Source organism: Anaerotruncus sp. (assembly GCF_057433415.1).
Map to the genome: position 1 here is coordinate 16,536 of NZ_DBMDHH010000037.1, position 13,639 is coordinate 30,174.

The following is a 13,639-nucleotide window of genomic DNA, read 5'->3' on the forward strand; positions in this document are numbered from 1 at the left end:
TTCTGTTCTGCGCGGGATTGCCGTGCGGTCGTAATGTCCTTTCTGTAACTATTTTAGTTACACTTACCTTTTTTAGAATAGCAGGCCCGAAGGCGTTTGTCAAGGAATCTGCGAAAAAAATCTGCGGAGGACGAAAATGCGGCCCGGAGACTGCCTCCGGACCGCATTTTTTTATCATCTAAGCCGCCTGGCCGGGCGGGGCGCATTTCCGGCGGCCCCGGGCGGGGACCCGGCGGGCCAGCTTTCCCGCGCAGTGGGCCGCGAAGGCCCAGAGGCAGGCCATGGACAGGTAATCGGCAAAAAAGGAGAGGGGGGACTGCGCGTGATCGAAGAACACGAACCGGGCCTCCAGCAGCATATAGGAGAGCAGCCCGTGCCGGGCGAAGGCGGCCGCGCCGTACAGCGCGGTCAGCGCCGCCCCCAGGCGGGCAACCAGGCGGAGCGGCCCTTCCGAAACGCGGGCGGGGAGCATCCGCCGAGCCATGCCCAGCACAAGGTCCCAATGCAGCCCCACGTGCAGCGACATCAGGACAAAGCCCCAGTAGGCCCCCAGCAGGTGCAGCATTCTTGCGGGGGCGGCGTACCCGGCGATCCCGAGGAAACGAAACGCGTACCGGGAGAGCAATACGCCGCTCGCCATCTGGACGAGCATCGAGAGCAGGACCAGCAGATTGACCGCCGTCTGCAAAACGCGCAAGGAGGTGTACCGCCCCCTGCGCAGGCCCGCGTACCATCTCCGGTTGAGCAGGCTGTGAAGGAGGAACAGCAGAAACATGCCCGCCCCGATCCACTCGTGTGCGGCCCGCCCGGTCAGATGGAAGGCCATCAACGGGAACAGGAGGGCCGTCATCAGGAGGTCGACGGCCATTTTGATCATTTGGCGCAGCTTCAAGGGCGTCCCTCCCCCCGGTGACCGGCCGTTACGCCAGCCCACCGTACTGGGCGTCGTCCACCGGCTCCAGCCATTCGTTTTCCGTTTGCTCCCCGGGGACCTCCACCGCGAGGTGCGAAAACCAGCTGTCCTTCGCCGCGCCGTGCCAGTGCTTGACCCCGGCGGGGATGTTCACCACATCGCCCGCGCGGAGCTCCCGGGCGGACTTTCCCCACTCCTGGTACCAGCCGCGCCCGCCGGTGCAGAGCAGGATCTGCCCGCCCCCCGCCTTTGCCCGGTGGATGTGCCAGTTGTTGCGGCAGCCCGGCTCAAAGGTGACGCTGGCGATCCCCACCCCCTCGGTGGAGAGCATGCGGAGATAGGACTTCCCGGTGAAATACCGGGCGTAGGCGTCGTTTTCCTCCCCCAGCGGGAAGATCGCGCCGCTGCTGAAATCATTCATACGGAAGACTCCTTTGCAGATCTGTTTTCAGCCCGTGAAGCGTGCTCCATGACGGGCGTTTTCCCGGCCCGGCCGGGCCCTTCAGTCCTTCCAGACCTCCTTCGCCATCCGGAAGGCGGCCCAGGCCCTCGGCCACCCGCAGTAGAAGGCGAGATGGGTGAGCGCCTCGGCGATTTCCGCTCTGGTGATCCCATTTTTCTTCGCCGCGTCCAGATGGTATGCAAACGAAGAATCGATTGTCCCGCCCGCCATCAGCGCCGTCACGGTGATGAGGCTGCGGTCGCGCGGGGAAAGTTGCTCCTCCCGCGCCCACACCTCGCCGAACAGTACGTCGTCGTTGAGCGCGGCGAATTGGGGGGCGAAATCGCCCAGGGCGTCCCGGCCCGCTGTCTGTTTCATAACCGGCCTCCTTATCAAATCAGGGTTTTATCGTGCCTTTTCAGGCCAGTCCGAGCCCGTCCAGCCATTCGGCCACGGCGGCGCCGGGGTCCGCGGCGGCGGAGCTGCCGAGGGAGAGCCCCTCCGCGACGCTGGCGTCCGGTTCCATCGACTGGATGGCGCCGATCGTCCCGGAGAACCCGCTTCCGCCGCTGGTGACAAAGGGCGCGACGGTCTTTCCGGAGAGGTCGTAGCCGTCGAGGAAGGTATAGAGGATCATCGGCATGTCTCCCCACCAGTTGGGATAGCCGAGGTAGATTACATCGTACCCGCTGAGGTCGACGCTGCCGGAGATGGTGGGACGCGCGCCGGCGCGCTGTTCCTCCTGCGCGACGTCGAGCAGGGCGTTATAATCGTCGGTGTAGGGGGTCAGAGGGACCAGCTCGAACAGGTCTGCGCCGGTTTGGGACTGGATTTCGTTGGCCACCGATTCGGTGTTCCCCGACCAGGAAAAGTAGACCACCAGGGATTTCATCCTTTCATCCTCCTTGTTTTCTTCCGCCGCAGCGGTGCTTTCAGATGTTTCCTCCCCGCCCTGCGGGTCCTCCGCCGCGCCCGGGGCCCCGCTTTCCGCCGCGACGGACTCGGGGCCGGAAGGTTCCAAGGAGGCGGCGGGCGCTTCGGCCTGCGGCTGGGAGAGGGCCGCCGGGTCCTCCCCGGCGGCCGCTCCGCCCCCACAGGCGGCGAGAGCGAAGGTCATGGTACAGGCCGCCAGGACGGCAAACCATTTTTTCATGTTGCATGACTCCTTTCTGAATCCCGGGCATCCGGTCAGACCGGCTGCCCGGCGCTATCCGTGTTGTTTTGCTGCCTGCTGGATCTTGTAGCGCAGGTAGTCCAGCCGGTCGAGCTGCTTTTGCTTAAAGTGGAGCTCGTCCATGGCGCAGTCGCGGAGCCGGTTGAGCATCCGCATCCGCTCCTGCTCGGTGTCCCGGCCGGAGAGCAGCAGCCGCATGTAGGTCTCCACCTCCCCGTTGCTGAAGCCCACGTCGTGCAGCGTCATGATCATGCTCAGCCGTTCGAGGTCCCGGCTGTCATACTGCCAGGCGCCCATGACCCTTTTGACCTCGCCGCACAGTCCCCAGCTTTCGTATTCCCGCAGCACCTCAATCGGGATGCGGTAGCGTTCGCTCGCTTCGTTGATCGTCATTCTGCCACCTCTTCACAGCGCTCATCCAAATAAGAAAGGCGCTCCCTTTCGGGAACACCTTCATTGTAATTGCTCACGCGTGAAATGTCTAATACTTATCTTTTATCGCTAGAAATGCTGGAAAGGTATTTCCGGGCGTAGTCGATGAACGCGGCCGTCGCGGGCGCGAACACCTGGTCCTTTTTCCACGCCAGCACCGTGTTGGTTTCCAGCGCGGGGGCGAGGGGGATGAAACGGAGGTTTTGATAGGTGCAGTTGAGCCGAATGCACAGGACGACGCCCATGCCGCTCTCCGCCAGCATCGCCTCGTTATACAGCAGGTTCCCGGTCGCCACGATGTTGATCCGGTCGTAGAGCGGCCCAAACCATTTCCCGAAGGTGCTCTGGACAAAATCCCCCGCCGACGTGATCAGCGGCACGCCCGCCAGGTCCTCCGGGCGGACCGCTTCCCGCTCCGCCAGTTCGGAGCCCGTCCGCACCAATACGCCCCAAATCTCGTTGAGCGGCATGGGGACAAAGTCGTATTTGCGGATATCGACCGGCTCGGTCATCACGCCCAGGTCCAGCAGGCCCCGCTCGATCGAGTCGCGGATGTTGTCGGCGTTGCCGCTGTAAATCTGGTACCGGACGAGCGGGTGCTCCTGCCGGAAGGAACCCATCATGCGGGAAAAGACGCTGGTGCTGAGGAATTCCCCGCTGCCGATGGCGATCTCGCCGGCGAGCTCCTCCGCCTTGTGCCGGAAGTCCCTTTTCGTCTTGTCCGCCAGGGCGACCAGTTCCTGCGCCCTGCGCTTGAGCAGCATGCCGGCCTCCGTCAGGATGATGTTGTGGTTGCTCCGGACAAAGAGCTTGACCCCGAGCTCCTCCTCCAGCTGCATGATCTGGCGGGACAGGGTGGGCTGTGTCACATGGAGCATCTGCGCGGCCCTGGTGATGTTTTCCTCCCGGGCGATGGCCAGGAAGTAGTTCAAAACGCGAAGTTCCACCGCTCTCACCTCCTGCCCCCATGATAGCATACTTTGAAAGCGCCTCCAAGGGGGCGGGGAGGGGAAAACGGGAAGCGCCGACGCTGCAATAACGGCTCGGCGGTAAAAACAGGGGGGATTCCTCATGCGGCGGTACGGGCGGGCTTTACCCGCCGGCGTCTGTGTGATATGATGATTTTACAAATTCTGTATCATCGCCGTGAAAAGAGGTGAGCGGTCAAATGGAAAGAACCGAGCTGTTGCGCTATTTGGATTTCGCCCGCGAGCATGGCGGTCTGCTCGCGGTAACCGGGACCTCCGAACGGGTCTCCAAAATCCATGTGGACGGTTATCAGGCGGGAAAGCTGCGGGGAAGGTTTGCCGGTTCCGGCCGGGAGATGTCCTACCGGTTTGAAAATATCCGCTCCTGTCATTTTGCATCCCCGCAGGAACAGCGGCGGTTCGAGGAGTACCGGACCTGCCTTGACGCGTATGGCGCCGGGATGGAAGAGGTCGAGCGTCTTTTCACGCACTATCAGGAGTATTATAAACAGATTGTCTCGCAACGGAAAGAACAGCCGCACGAGGAGGCGTCTGGAGAACCCAAAACGGATCTGAAAAAACTGGCGGCGGACCGGCTGGAGACCATTTTTCATCAGGCCTACCTCCAGCCGGAGAGCCTGCTGACGCATTACCTCCTTGCAACGCCCGCGGACCCGCCTGAAACGGCAAAGGAGCAGCCGATCCTATTGCTCAGCCGTTCCAACTTTTCGCAGAAGCAGGCGATCGAGAAGGCGCTGTCCGAACGGATCTCCGTCATTGAAGGGCCCCCGGGGACCGGCAAGACGACGACGATTCTGAGCATCCTGGCGAATCTGGTAATCAGCGGAAAGCGCGTCGTCGTTGTTTCAAAAAACAACTCCGCGATCGAAAACATCAAGGAGGAGCTGGACGGCCTGCGATTGCCCCCCTTCTATCTCCGCTTGGGGAACCAGCAGATCATGCGGGAGCTGGATCACACCCTCAGGTCGGGCGTGCAGGAAACGCTTGACGGCGCGTTGGGAATCCCGGAGCGCGCGCCCGACGAAGAAACGCTGCATTCGCTTTATAAGCGGCTGAAGGCGATGGAAGCGGACATCAACCGTCTGGTTGAAATGAAAAACAGGCTGCAGGAAGATGAGAATGCGCTGCGGCATATGGAAAAACGGAGAGAGGCGTTCCGGGAGGAGCCCGTATTTCGAAACATCGACAGGTTTCAGAACCGCGGCCTTGAAAGCATGCGCCGCGAGATCGACCGCATCGCCCACGCCCTGCAAAGGCTGGACTATACCGGCCGCTATTCCATTTGGGACCGCATCAAAAACAGCTTTATCTGGAGGCTGGATGTCGACAGCTTCAAATCCGAGGGACTATTGCTGCAATTCCGGCTGGAATCCATTTACTTGCAGCGTGAGATTGAGCAGCTGTCCGCGGAATTGGAGCGTGCCGGGCTCCGGGAGAAGCAGCGCGAGCTGGCCGAGCTGTACGACCGCCGTTATATCAACGTCTCCACACAGGCGCTGGCGCAGTTTTTGCGGGCGTTTTACACAGATCCCGAACGGCGGAAGGCGGCGGAGGTGATGCAGCGCCAGGAAGGGAACCTGTATAGAGGCTGCAAGCAGGCAGTCCGGGCGTTCTATCCGGTGATATTGACCACGGCGGACGCCCTTGTTTACAATTTCAGCGATATGCTGAAGGGCGCGGACAAAATTGACTGCGTCATCATGGACGAGGCGTCGCAATGCGATTTGATCACCGGGCTTCCCGTTCTCCATCTGGCGGAGCGCTGCATCATTGTCGGGGACCAGAAGCAGTTGAGCGCGATCATCGACGGGGCCTCCGGCGCCCTGCCGGCCGTGAAAGAACCGTATGACTACTTCCGGGAGAACCTTTTGAGCTCCGTGCAAAAGGTTTGGTCCCTGGAGCCGACCCTCCTGCGGGAGCACTACCGGTGCGACTATATGATCATCAACTACTGCAACAAATTTTACTACAACGGGGAACTGATCATCTATACCGAGGCCCATCAGAACGCGATGCAGATGGTGACGGTGGACCAGGGCAAGTATGCGCAGCCGGACAGATCGGGAAGTTCTTTCTGCAATGAAAGGGAGATCCGGGCAATTGAAGAATTGACCGGCCCGGCGCTGGAAAAGACGTATGTCATAACGCCGTTCAAGGCGCAGGGCGAACATTTGAGAAGCCACTTCCACTGCGGGAAAGACGTGTGCGGTACGATCCACACCTTCCAGGGAAGGGGGCAGGATACCGTATTCTTTTCCACCGTGCTCAACGATCTGCCCTTTGCCAACAACCACCTGTCCGGAGAGCACTGCCTGTTCAAGAAAGAACTGCTCAATGTCGCCGTTTCACGGGCGAGAAAGCGGTTCGTCATGGTGGCGGACGCGCCTTTCCTGCACCGCAAAAGCGAGGAAATGCGCGATCTGATCGATTATATCAACAGCTACGGGCAAAGAATCCCGGACAAGACGGTCTGCCTGTTTGACGGTTTGTACCGAAAGATGCGCGCCTACACGCCGCACGACAATTTAGACAACATTTTTGAGGAAACCGTCTACCGGCATATCGATACATATATCAGCAGACATCCTCAGATGTACTGCCGGGTGAAGCTCCCCCTGGCAAACCTGATAACCGATCAGGCATATTTGGATCAGGACCCCGCCATGCGTGCTTTTGTCCTGCACCACAACACGCACGTGGATTTCACCCTTTGCAACGCGATCGATAATCCCGTCCTGGCCATAGAGCTGGACGGGCGCTTCCACAATACCCCCGAGCAGAGAACGAGGGATGAAAAAAAGGATGCGGCGATCCGGCATATGCGGATCCCGCTCTGGCGCTTGTCCTCAAAGGCCGCGTTGACCGCGGGCGAGTTTGAGCGGCAGATCGATACCCTGCTGAATCAAAGCGTTCTTACCTGAGGAATTTTTATCCGGGCGGCCGTTCGTGCGGGAGCCCCGGGGACCGGCTTTGCGGGCCGGTCTCCGGGGCTCCTGTTCTGTCCGCCGGCGCCACCTATAAGGCGTTGCGGAGCGTCTGCAAAAACTTCTCCGCGGCCTTGGAAAGCACCTGATACCGTTTCCAGATGATGGACGCCCCGGACTCCAGCCCGGGGCTGAGCGGACGAAAGCAGAGACCGCTTTCCCCCGACGTATTGATCAGCTTATCCAGGCAAAGCGCGTACCCCAGCCCCTCGTCCACCAGGAGGGAGGCGTTGAAGACGAGGTTGTAGGTTGCCGCCACGTTCCATTCGGCGATATCCCGCTTCATCCAGCCGGTGAGCGGCCAGTCGTCGCTTTTCTGGCTGGAAATGATGAGCGGCTGATCCCACAGATCCTCCGGGACGACGGCCTCCTTGGCCGCGAGCGGGGCGTCCCTGCGCATCAGAACGCCCCACATGTCCTTCGCGGGGAGCTCCAGGGACTGGTACTTTCCCGAATCGACGGCCCCAAAGACCAGCCCGAAATCGATGAGGCCCTTGTCGAGCTGTTCCAGCACGTAAACGGCGTTGCCGCTGGAGATGTGGTAATGGATTTCCGGGCAGGTTTCCCGGAGGCTTCGCGCCGCCCGCGCGATCATCCGGACGATATCGGTTTCCCCGGTCCCGATGTGGATGTCCCCGGCCACCACCCCGTCCGAAAGCGACAGCTCGCTTTCGGTTTTTTTCACCAGGTCCAAAATCTCTTCCGCGCGTTTGCGCAGGATCATCCCCTCCTCGGTCAGGGTGATCCTGCGGGAGCCCGGCGTCCCCCGGATCATCAGCCGCTTTCCCAACTCCTCCTCCAGATTCTTCAGCTGGATGGAAAGGGTCGGCTGCGAAAGGTGCAGCGACTCCGCCGCCGCGGAGATGCTCTGTTCCCTTGCCACCGCGAGAAAATACTGTAAGACTCTCAGCTCCATCATGCGCCCCCCTTATGCCACCAGTATAAAAGACATTTAAATAGTTTTCAACTATAGTTATATATTTAACATAAGTATTTGCTATCGTTTCTTCCCCGGCCTATAATGAAACCAGAACAGCCGCCGGAGGGAAGATGCAGATGACGACGGAACGCGACACGCCGCGGGAGGAATTGGTCCGGAACCTCATGGACGCCGGCTGCGGCCCGGACTTGATCGCAAGGTTTCTGGACTGCCTGAGGGAAGGCGGCAGGAAGGACCAGCTCAAGATGCTTTCCGGGCACCGGGACGCGCTGCTCGACCGGATCCACCGGGACGAAAGGCGGATCGACTGCCTGGATTACCTGATTTACCGGATCGAACGAGACCTCATTTCAATACCGCCCGGATTGGGCAGGGAGGAACCGACATGAAACAGATCAGCAACCGGACCTTTGACCAGGAGCGGGCGCTCTACGGCAGCAGGGAGCTGCTCGTGAAGGACTGCGCCTTTGACGGCCCCGCCGACGGGGAGAGCGCGTTCAAGGAGTCTTCCGAAATCCGGGCGGAGCATTGCTTTTTCAACCTGCGTTACCCGTTCTGGCACGTCCGCGGGCTGCAAATAACGGACTCGGAGATGACCGGGCTCTGCCGCGCGGCGCTCTGGTATTCCGACGGCATCGAGATTTCCGGGACGAAGCTGCACGGGATCAAGGCCCTGCGGGAATGCAGCCGGGCCGTCCTGCGTGGCTGCGACATCGTCTCGCCCGAGTTCGGCTGGTCGGCCAGGGGCGTCCGGATGGAGGACTGCGCCGCCGAGGGCGAATACTTCATAATGCGCGCCGAGGACCTGTATTTATCCGGCGTGCGCTTCAAGGGAAAATACTCCTTCCAGTACGTGCAAAACGCCGTCCTGGAAAACTGCGTGCTCGATACGAAGGATGCCTTCTGGCACGCCCGGAATGTTACGGTAAAGGACAGCGTGGTCAAGGGCGAATACCTTGCGTGGTACTCGGACGGCCTCACCCTCATAAACTGCAAGATCATCGGGACCCAGCCGCTTTGCTACTGCAAAAACCTCAAGCTCGTCGACTGCGAGATGACCGGCACGGATCTCGCCTTCGAGAAATCCGATGTGGACGCCACAATCACCACGCCGGTCGCCAGCATCAAAAATCCGCGGTCCGGGCGCATCCTGGCGCCCGCCGTGGGGGAGATCATCCTGGACGACGAAGCGGCCAAGGGGCAGGTCGTGACAAAACGGCCGGCTGGCGGGGAGGCGCGGGCGTGCTGTGCGTAAAGGCCCCGGTGCCTTGAAACGAATTGGAACCTGCCCGGCGCGGCAAGCCCGCCGGGCCCGGAGAAAGGGGGCGCCCCGATTGAAGCGGGAATTTTTATTGATTTTGGCCCTGCTGCTCGCCTTGAATCTCGCGGCCTGCGGCGGGAACGCGGGGCGGGCGCCCGGGGAAGGCCTTTCCGATCAACCGTCCCACGCGGAGGTGGCCCCGGCCGCTTCCACGGGAGCGGATCTGCCGGAGGAGGACGCCGCTGCCCCAGCGGCGGAGCCGGACGGGCGCGCCCTGCGGGTCACGGTCGGCGGGCAGACCTTTTTGGCGCGGCTCTACGACAGCGGGGCCGCGCGGGCGCTGGCGGAACGCCTGCCTCTGACGCTCGAAATGAGCGAAATGAACGGAAACGAAAAATACTGCTATCTCGACGACGGCCTCCCCACCGATTCCCGGGTCCCCTCCCAAATCCGCGCGGGAGATCTGATGCTGTACGGCGCCGACTGCCTGGTGCTGTTCTATGAGAGCTTCTCCACCACGTACCGCTATACGCCGCTCGGGCGGGTCGAGGACGCGCCGGGCCTTGCGGACGCACTCGGCAGCGGCGGCGTGGCGGTGTCGTTCGCGCTCGAAAGCGCGGCTGGTCCCGCGCCGGGGAAAGAGGAAGCCGACCGGACAAAGGAGGCGGAAACGATGCGGATAAGCGTAACGGCAAGCGGGAACACGGTGCTGTTTGAACTCAACGACAGCCGGGCGGCGAAAGCGCTCTATGCACAGCTCCCCCTGACGGCGGAGATCGAGGACTTCAGCACCAACGAGAAGGTCTTTTACCCGCCGGACAAGCTGGACACTGCGGAAACGCCCCTGGCGGACGCCGGGAAAGGCACGCTGGCCTACTACGCGCCCTGGGGGGACGTGGTGATGTTCTACGATCGCTTCGGCAGCGGCGGCGGCCTTTATGCGCTGGGGCAGGCGGTCTCCGGGGAGGACCTGATCGAGACGTTTTCGGGGACCGCCGAGATCACGGCGGTGGAATAGGATGCGCGGCCATGGAGCGGATTTGCGCCGGCGCGGGCAATAAAAGAAATCCGAACCCATTGGGTTCGGATTTCTTACTTTTGGTGCGGGTAACAGGACTTGAACATGATTTTCGCGTGTTCACATGTGTAAGTCGATTGCATAAAACCGCATTATAAGCCAATCTGCGGCACGGTCAATTCCGCTTTTTGTAATCTATTTACAGCTAATAACGCCTGAATAAACACCAAATAAACACCAAATTACAGCAGTTACATCACTTGTATTTTAATGATGCATTTAACACATTCTGCTAGGCCCACCGGTGCGAGCAGATCGCGCGCATCTGTCCGGGCGTCGGGTTGCTCCTTCCGCACTCGTACCGCGAAAGGTCCGGGACCGTTATGCCGGTCGCCCTCGCCATCTGCGGCTGCGTTTCGGCCCCTCGGGCTTTTCTCAGGTTGTTCATGGGTTGTCGTCCCCTTCCAGGCGTGATCCATCGTGGGTTACTCATAATTCTCCGCGCGGTATCCTGTATCCGTTTGACGCGCTGCGCGTGCGCTTCGGGTGATGTGTCAGCTGGAGGTTTGCAGATTACGACTGCGCAACCCTGTTTACCCCAATTGTCATAAGTGATTTTTCGGTAAATGTCGTCCGGGTTGATCGTTCCGATTGTGCGATCTTTCGCAAACTCTACTCGATCCACCATCACCGTGCCATGTCGTCCAGCATCAAACGGCATTTTCTCCCCGTCCTTTGCACGGATAACGCCAACTGGGCCAAACCAACGTTCCTGAATGTAATCGACCTCGACCATGTCGCGCCTTCTTGCATCGAACAGCATACAATCACCTCGCTATCTACTATGAATTTTATAGATTGTGCTATGACGATTATCCGCCCCTCGAAAGGCAAAGGCAACAGGTAAAGAATGGAATAGAGAAGGCGGCCCGCCGTCGAAGTTTACACCATGCGAATCTCTATCCGACAAGTCAGGACACGGGTACCCCCAGCGCCCAGGCGAGGCTTTCAATCACGTCCGAGGTCGGGTTGGCGGTGCCGCACTCGACCGCACTGATCGTGCGCACGCACACCCCCGAAGCAAAGGCAAGCCGTTCCTGCGACCATCCCAATTCTAATCTGCTCATTCTGACATTCACTCCTATTGTCGTCGATAACATGACGCGTTCCCTTTCTGCGGGCCGCCGTGTCTGCTATTATAATATGTCTTATGGAAAAGCCACCCACTATGACAGAAAAAAGAGAGCGCTTGACAAAGCAATTATTGTGTGATACTATAAATAAGTATTCTTACTGCTCAATGATCTCACATATTTTTGTAAGTCATTTCGTTGATGATTTACAAAAGTATGTGATTTTTTATTGCTGTCGGACGGATATAAATACTTTCTATAGGAGGTACCTTATGAATAACGGTACTGTAAAATGGTTTAACTCTGATAAAGGCTTCGGCTTTATCTCCAATGACGACGGAAGCGACGATGTTTTTGTGCATTTCTCTGCGATCGTCTCTAATGGCTTCAAGTCTTTGACGGAAGGCCAAAAGGTAACTTTCGACACCGAACGGGACCCGAAGAATAGCAGCAAGTTCCGCGCTGTCAACGTTTGCGTTGCCTAAACCGAACTTTTGGAGCCCACTTTTTGTGGGCTCCTTTTTCTTTGAGCCTTTCTGCGCCGCCGCCGATTTGTTCCCGAAAAGAAAAGCCTCCCCGAAGGGCGGCTATACTTGGGAGGTTTCTTCTGTACGGTCCGAGTTTCGAGATGATTCAAGCAGCCTTACTAACGCTCCCTCGGCACAGTCCATAAACAAACACTGCAAATGTGGAGGCAAACGATCTAACATAGGTTGCAAGCGCGTTAGGTCGCATTTCGGGATCAGTTCAATGGTTTCATCGGGTTGTACCAAATCCTCGATTTGAAGGCCGAAGGCGGCGGCAATGCAGTCTATTGTCACAAAAGTCGGATTTCCAAAACCACATTCCAATTTACTGAGAAGACGGAGGCTTATGCCTACATTTTCCGCAAAGACTTCTTGGTTTAATCCGGATAATAGCCGGCGCGCTTTGATCTTTTGTCCAAGGTCTTTAACTGTCATTGACAAATCCCCTTTCGATCGAGCTTTTCGACCATATAATGAAAATTATAGGAGATATTGTCACTAATTAGAATGTAATTCGGTTCTGGAAGCTAAATATGTTACCATATGGCATCGTGTTGCTTGTATTCATATATGCCAAACGACCACGCGGGCCTACCAGTTCCCCTGGCAGGCCCGCTCTCTCTATACCTTCGCCACCTGCTGCGCGGCAAGCTGCGTCTTGAAATCCTCGTACTGCCCCTGCGCCCGGTCGGACTCGTCCAGCGCGTCCTCGACGTCCCCGTTGGTCTTGTGCCCCGTCACGGCCTTTGCCGTCACCGTAGCCAGCTTGCAGGTAGCAAACATCATTTCCATCGACAGGCGGCTTTCCTCCGCCCTGCGCGCCGCCCGGGCCTCTGTCCGCTTCCTGCTTTGCCCGTTGCGCGTCTCGATGATTGCCACAAGGACGACTGCCGCCGCAGACAGTAGCGACGACGCCAACGAGATCAAGGTTTGTGTGTCCATCCCTATACCCCCAATATCATCCTGATCTTTTCGATTGCCTCCCCGGTTGCGTCGTGAGCGGCTTGCAAGGCCGAGTAAGCGGCCTTCAGCTCTTCTGTCGGAATTCTTACCGCCTCTTCCTCCGGGGCCTCTGCGGGCTTGTCCTTCGCCGTGTACGTCACCCCCACGGCCTTGCACAATCCCCGCGCGACCGCCTCGGCATACTGGTCAAAGTACCGGTCAAAGCGGCCGTTGTCGTCCGCGTTCGTGATGAACCCCAGCTCCAGCAGCGCCGAAGCCATTGTCGTGTAGACGTTCACCCCGAAGTTCTCATAGTTCTGCGGGGTGCCCTTCTGCACGCCCCGGTCCTGCGTCGGCACGACGGCAAGCAGCTCGTCAAGGATGTCCTGCGCCTTGCGCACCGTGGGGGCGTTCGCCCTGCTGTGCACCCACAGGCTGATGCCGTGAGCGGCGGGGCCCGCCGCGTCCCGGTGGAGGGAGAGGTAGTAGGCGCATCCCGCCGTATTCGCCATCTGGCACCGTTCCGAGATCGAGGGAATCGTCTCGTCGTCCGTCCGGGTCATGACCACGCCGACGCCCTGCGCTTCGAGCAGGGGCTTCACGGCCAGCGCGAGCCGCAGCACGTCGTCCTTTTCGTACCGTTTCCCGAGCAGCGCTCCGGGATCTGTCCCTCCGTGGCCGGGGTCCAGGCAAATCTTTACCATCCGCCTACCTCCCCGTGTTCGGGATGTCCTTGTGCGGCGTCTCGTAGGTCATGGCCCTCACGCTGTCGTTCACGCCTGCGGTGGTCGGGTCGGTCAGGGCATTGAACACGCTGACGAGCACGGAAACCACCACAACGGGATTCTGCACCGCGCGCAGGAGCACCTCACCGATCGACGCCC

At 59.5% G+C, this 13,639-nt stretch carries 18 protein-coding genes; 5 read left to right on the forward strand and 13 right to left on the reverse strand.

What is annotated here, in order from left to right; genetic code table 11:
- Window positions 1-178 precede the first annotated feature (178 nt).
- From ACZO3G_RS10445 to ACZO3G_RS10470, 6 genes are all read right to left on the reverse strand, one after another.
- Window positions 179-892, reverse strand: a complete 714-nt coding sequence (locus ACZO3G_RS10445) for a DUF4405 domain-containing protein (RefSeq protein ID WP_276872609.1) — start codon at window positions 890-892, stop codon at window positions 179-181.
- A 28-nt stretch (window positions 893-920) separates the two neighbouring features.
- Window positions 921-1,334 carry a cupin domain-containing protein gene (locus ACZO3G_RS10450; RefSeq protein WP_353960870.1) on the reverse strand — a complete coding sequence of 138 codons (414 nt, stop codon included), beginning with the start codon at window positions 1,332-1,334 and terminating at the stop codon, window positions 921-923.
- Between the two features lie 81 nt (window positions 1,335-1,415).
- Entirely contained in the window at window positions 1,416-1,733 is a 318-nt protein-coding gene (locus tag ACZO3G_RS10455; RefSeq protein ID WP_146021735.1) for a carboxymuconolactone decarboxylase family protein, read from the reverse strand.
- A 40-nt stretch (window positions 1,734-1,773) separates the two neighbouring features.
- Window positions 1,774-2,508, reverse strand: coding sequence for a flavodoxin (locus ACZO3G_RS10460; protein WP_101553058.1), 735 nt, complete (start codon window positions 2,506-2,508; stop codon window positions 1,774-1,776).
- 54 nt (window positions 2,509-2,562) lie between these two features.
- Window positions 2,563-2,922: a MerR family transcriptional regulator gene (locus ACZO3G_RS10465; protein WP_101553057.1), complete on the reverse strand. Its 360-nt coding sequence runs from the start codon at window positions 2,920-2,922 to the stop codon at window positions 2,563-2,565.
- A gap of 95 nt (window positions 2,923-3,017) precedes the next feature.
- Window positions 3,018-3,908, reverse strand: a complete 891-nt coding sequence (locus ACZO3G_RS10470) for a LysR family transcriptional regulator (protein ID WP_276872610.1) — start codon at window positions 3,906-3,908, stop codon at window positions 3,018-3,020.
- A gap of 482 nt (window positions 3,909-4,390) precedes the next feature.
- On the opposite strand from ACZO3G_RS10470, the gene ACZO3G_RS10475 reads away from it, so the two are divergent.
- Entirely contained in the window at window positions 4,391-6,871 is a 2,481-nt protein-coding gene (locus ACZO3G_RS10475) for an AAA domain-containing protein (protein ID WP_276872611.1), read from the forward strand.
- 94 nt (window positions 6,872-6,965) lie between these two features.
- Here the strand turns inward: ACZO3G_RS10475 and ACZO3G_RS10480 are convergent, their stop codons facing one another.
- Window positions 6,966-7,850: a LysR family transcriptional regulator gene (locus tag ACZO3G_RS10480; protein ID WP_276872612.1), complete on the reverse strand. Its 885-nt coding sequence runs from the start codon at window positions 7,848-7,850 to the stop codon at window positions 6,966-6,968.
- A 140-nt stretch (window positions 7,851-7,990) separates the two neighbouring features.
- Here ACZO3G_RS10480 and ACZO3G_RS10485 point away from each other — a divergent pair, with 140 nt between their 5' ends.
- The 3 genes from ACZO3G_RS10485 to ACZO3G_RS10495 all read left to right on the forward strand — a co-directional run bounded on the left by ACZO3G_RS10485 (window position 7,991) and on the right by ACZO3G_RS10495 (window position 10,153).
- Complete coding sequence (locus ACZO3G_RS10485; protein ID WP_276872613.1) at window positions 7,991-8,263, forward strand: hypothetical protein; 273 nt, start codon at window positions 7,991-7,993, stop codon at window positions 8,261-8,263.
- On the forward strand, window positions 8,260-9,129 hold the full coding sequence (locus ACZO3G_RS10490) for a DUF3737 family protein (RefSeq protein ID WP_276872614.1): 870 nt from the start codon (window positions 8,260-8,262) through the stop codon (window positions 9,127-9,129). The genes ACZO3G_RS10485 and ACZO3G_RS10490 overlap by 4 nt, the downstream gene beginning before the upstream one ends.
- A 79-nt stretch (window positions 9,130-9,208) precedes the next feature.
- Window positions 9,209-10,153 carry a cyclophilin-like fold protein gene (locus tag ACZO3G_RS10495; RefSeq protein WP_276872615.1) on the forward strand — a complete coding sequence of 315 codons (945 nt, stop codon included), beginning with the start codon at window positions 9,209-9,211 and terminating at the stop codon, window positions 10,151-10,153.
- A gap of 292 nt (window positions 10,154-10,445) precedes the next feature.
- Here the strand turns inward: ACZO3G_RS10495 and ACZO3G_RS10500 are convergent, their stop codons facing one another.
- On the reverse strand, window positions 10,446-10,976 hold the full coding sequence (locus ACZO3G_RS10500) for a helix-turn-helix domain-containing protein (RefSeq protein WP_276872616.1): 531 nt from the start codon (window positions 10,974-10,976) through the stop codon (window positions 10,446-10,448).
- A 148-nt stretch (window positions 10,977-11,124) separates the two neighbouring features.
- Window positions 11,125-11,313, reverse strand: a complete 189-nt coding sequence (locus tag ACZO3G_RS10505) for a helix-turn-helix domain-containing protein (RefSeq protein ID WP_353939271.1) — start codon at window positions 11,311-11,313, stop codon at window positions 11,125-11,127.
- A 245-nt stretch (window positions 11,314-11,558) separates the two neighbouring features.
- Between ACZO3G_RS10505 and ACZO3G_RS10510 the strand changes: the two genes are divergently transcribed.
- Window positions 11,559-11,771: a cold-shock protein gene (locus tag ACZO3G_RS10510; protein WP_276872618.1), complete on the forward strand. Its 213-nt coding sequence runs from the start codon at window positions 11,559-11,561 to the stop codon at window positions 11,769-11,771.
- Window positions 11,772-11,873: 102 nt separating this feature from the next.
- On the opposite strand, the gene ACZO3G_RS10515 is transcribed toward ACZO3G_RS10510, so the two are convergent.
- The 4 genes from ACZO3G_RS10515 to ACZO3G_RS10530 all read right to left on the reverse strand — a co-directional run bounded on the left by ACZO3G_RS10515 (window position 11,874) and on the right by ACZO3G_RS10530 (window position 13,622).
- Entirely contained in the window at window positions 11,874-12,248 is a 375-nt protein-coding gene (locus tag ACZO3G_RS10515) for a helix-turn-helix domain-containing protein (RefSeq protein WP_276872619.1), read from the reverse strand.
- A gap of 186 nt (window positions 12,249-12,434) precedes the next feature.
- Entirely contained in the window at window positions 12,435-12,755 is a 321-nt protein-coding gene (locus ACZO3G_RS10520; protein WP_276872620.1) for a hypothetical protein, read from the reverse strand.
- Window positions 12,756-12,757: 2 nt separating this feature from the next.
- On the reverse strand, window positions 12,758-13,459 hold the full coding sequence (locus tag ACZO3G_RS10525) for an N-acetylmuramoyl-L-alanine amidase family protein (protein WP_302549892.1): 702 nt from the start codon (window positions 13,457-13,459) through the stop codon (window positions 12,758-12,760).
- Between the two features lie 4 nt (window positions 13,460-13,463).
- The gene (locus ACZO3G_RS10530) at window positions 13,464-13,622 is read right to left on the reverse strand and encodes a phage holin (protein ID WP_486847162.1); all 159 of its coding nucleotides are present in this window, start codon (window positions 13,620-13,622) and stop codon (window positions 13,464-13,466) included.
- Window positions 13,623-13,639: the final 17 nt, after the last annotated feature.

Coding starts and splice junctions, on each gene's coding strand:
- ACZO3G_RS10475 (WP_276872611.1), top strand. CDS start 4,391: ATGGAAGAGGTCGAGCGTCTTTTCACGCACTATCAGGAGTATTATAAA.
- ACZO3G_RS10525 (WP_302549892.1), bottom strand. CDS start 13,459: ATGGTAAAGATTTGCCTGGACCCCGGCCACGGAGGGACAGATCCCGGA.
- ACZO3G_RS10485 (WP_276872613.1), top strand. CDS start 7,991: ATGACGACGGAACGCGACACGCCGCGGGAGGAATTGGTCCGGAACCTC.
- ACZO3G_RS10480 (WP_276872612.1), bottom strand. CDS start 7,850: ATGGAGCTGAGAGTCTTACAGTATTTTCTCGCGGTGGCAAGGGAACAG.
- ACZO3G_RS10515 (WP_276872619.1), bottom strand. CDS start 12,248: ATGACAGTTAAAGACCTTGGACAAAAGATCAAAGCGCGCCGGCTATTA.
- ACZO3G_RS10460 (WP_101553058.1), bottom strand. CDS start 2,508: ATGAAAAAATGGTTTGCCGTCCTGGCGGCCTGTACCATGACCTTCGCT.
- ACZO3G_RS10510 (WP_276872618.1), top strand. CDS start 11,559: ATGAATAACGGTACTGTAAAATGGTTTAACTCTGATAAAGGCTTCGGC.
- ACZO3G_RS10465 (WP_101553057.1), bottom strand. CDS start 2,922: ATGACGATCAACGAAGCGAGCGAACGCTACCGCATCCCGATTGAGGTG.
- ACZO3G_RS10505 (WP_353939271.1), bottom strand. CDS start 11,313: ATGTTATCGACGACAATAGGAGTGAATGTCAGAATGAGCAGATTAGAA.
- ACZO3G_RS10490 (WP_276872614.1), top strand. CDS start 8,260: ATGAAACAGATCAGCAACCGGACCTTTGACCAGGAGCGGGCGCTCTAC.
- ACZO3G_RS10500 (WP_276872616.1), bottom strand. CDS start 10,976: ATGCTGTTCGATGCAAGAAGGCGCGACATGGTCGAGGTCGATTACATT.
- ACZO3G_RS10520 (WP_276872620.1), bottom strand. CDS start 12,755: ATGGACACACAAACCTTGATCTCGTTGGCGTCGTCGCTACTGTCTGCG.
- ACZO3G_RS10450 (WP_353960870.1), bottom strand. CDS start 1,334: ATGAATGATTTCAGCAGCGGCGCGATCTTCCCGCTGGGGGAGGAAAAC.
- ACZO3G_RS10455 (WP_146021735.1), bottom strand. CDS start 1,733: ATGAAACAGACAGCGGGCCGGGACGCCCTGGGCGATTTCGCCCCCCAA.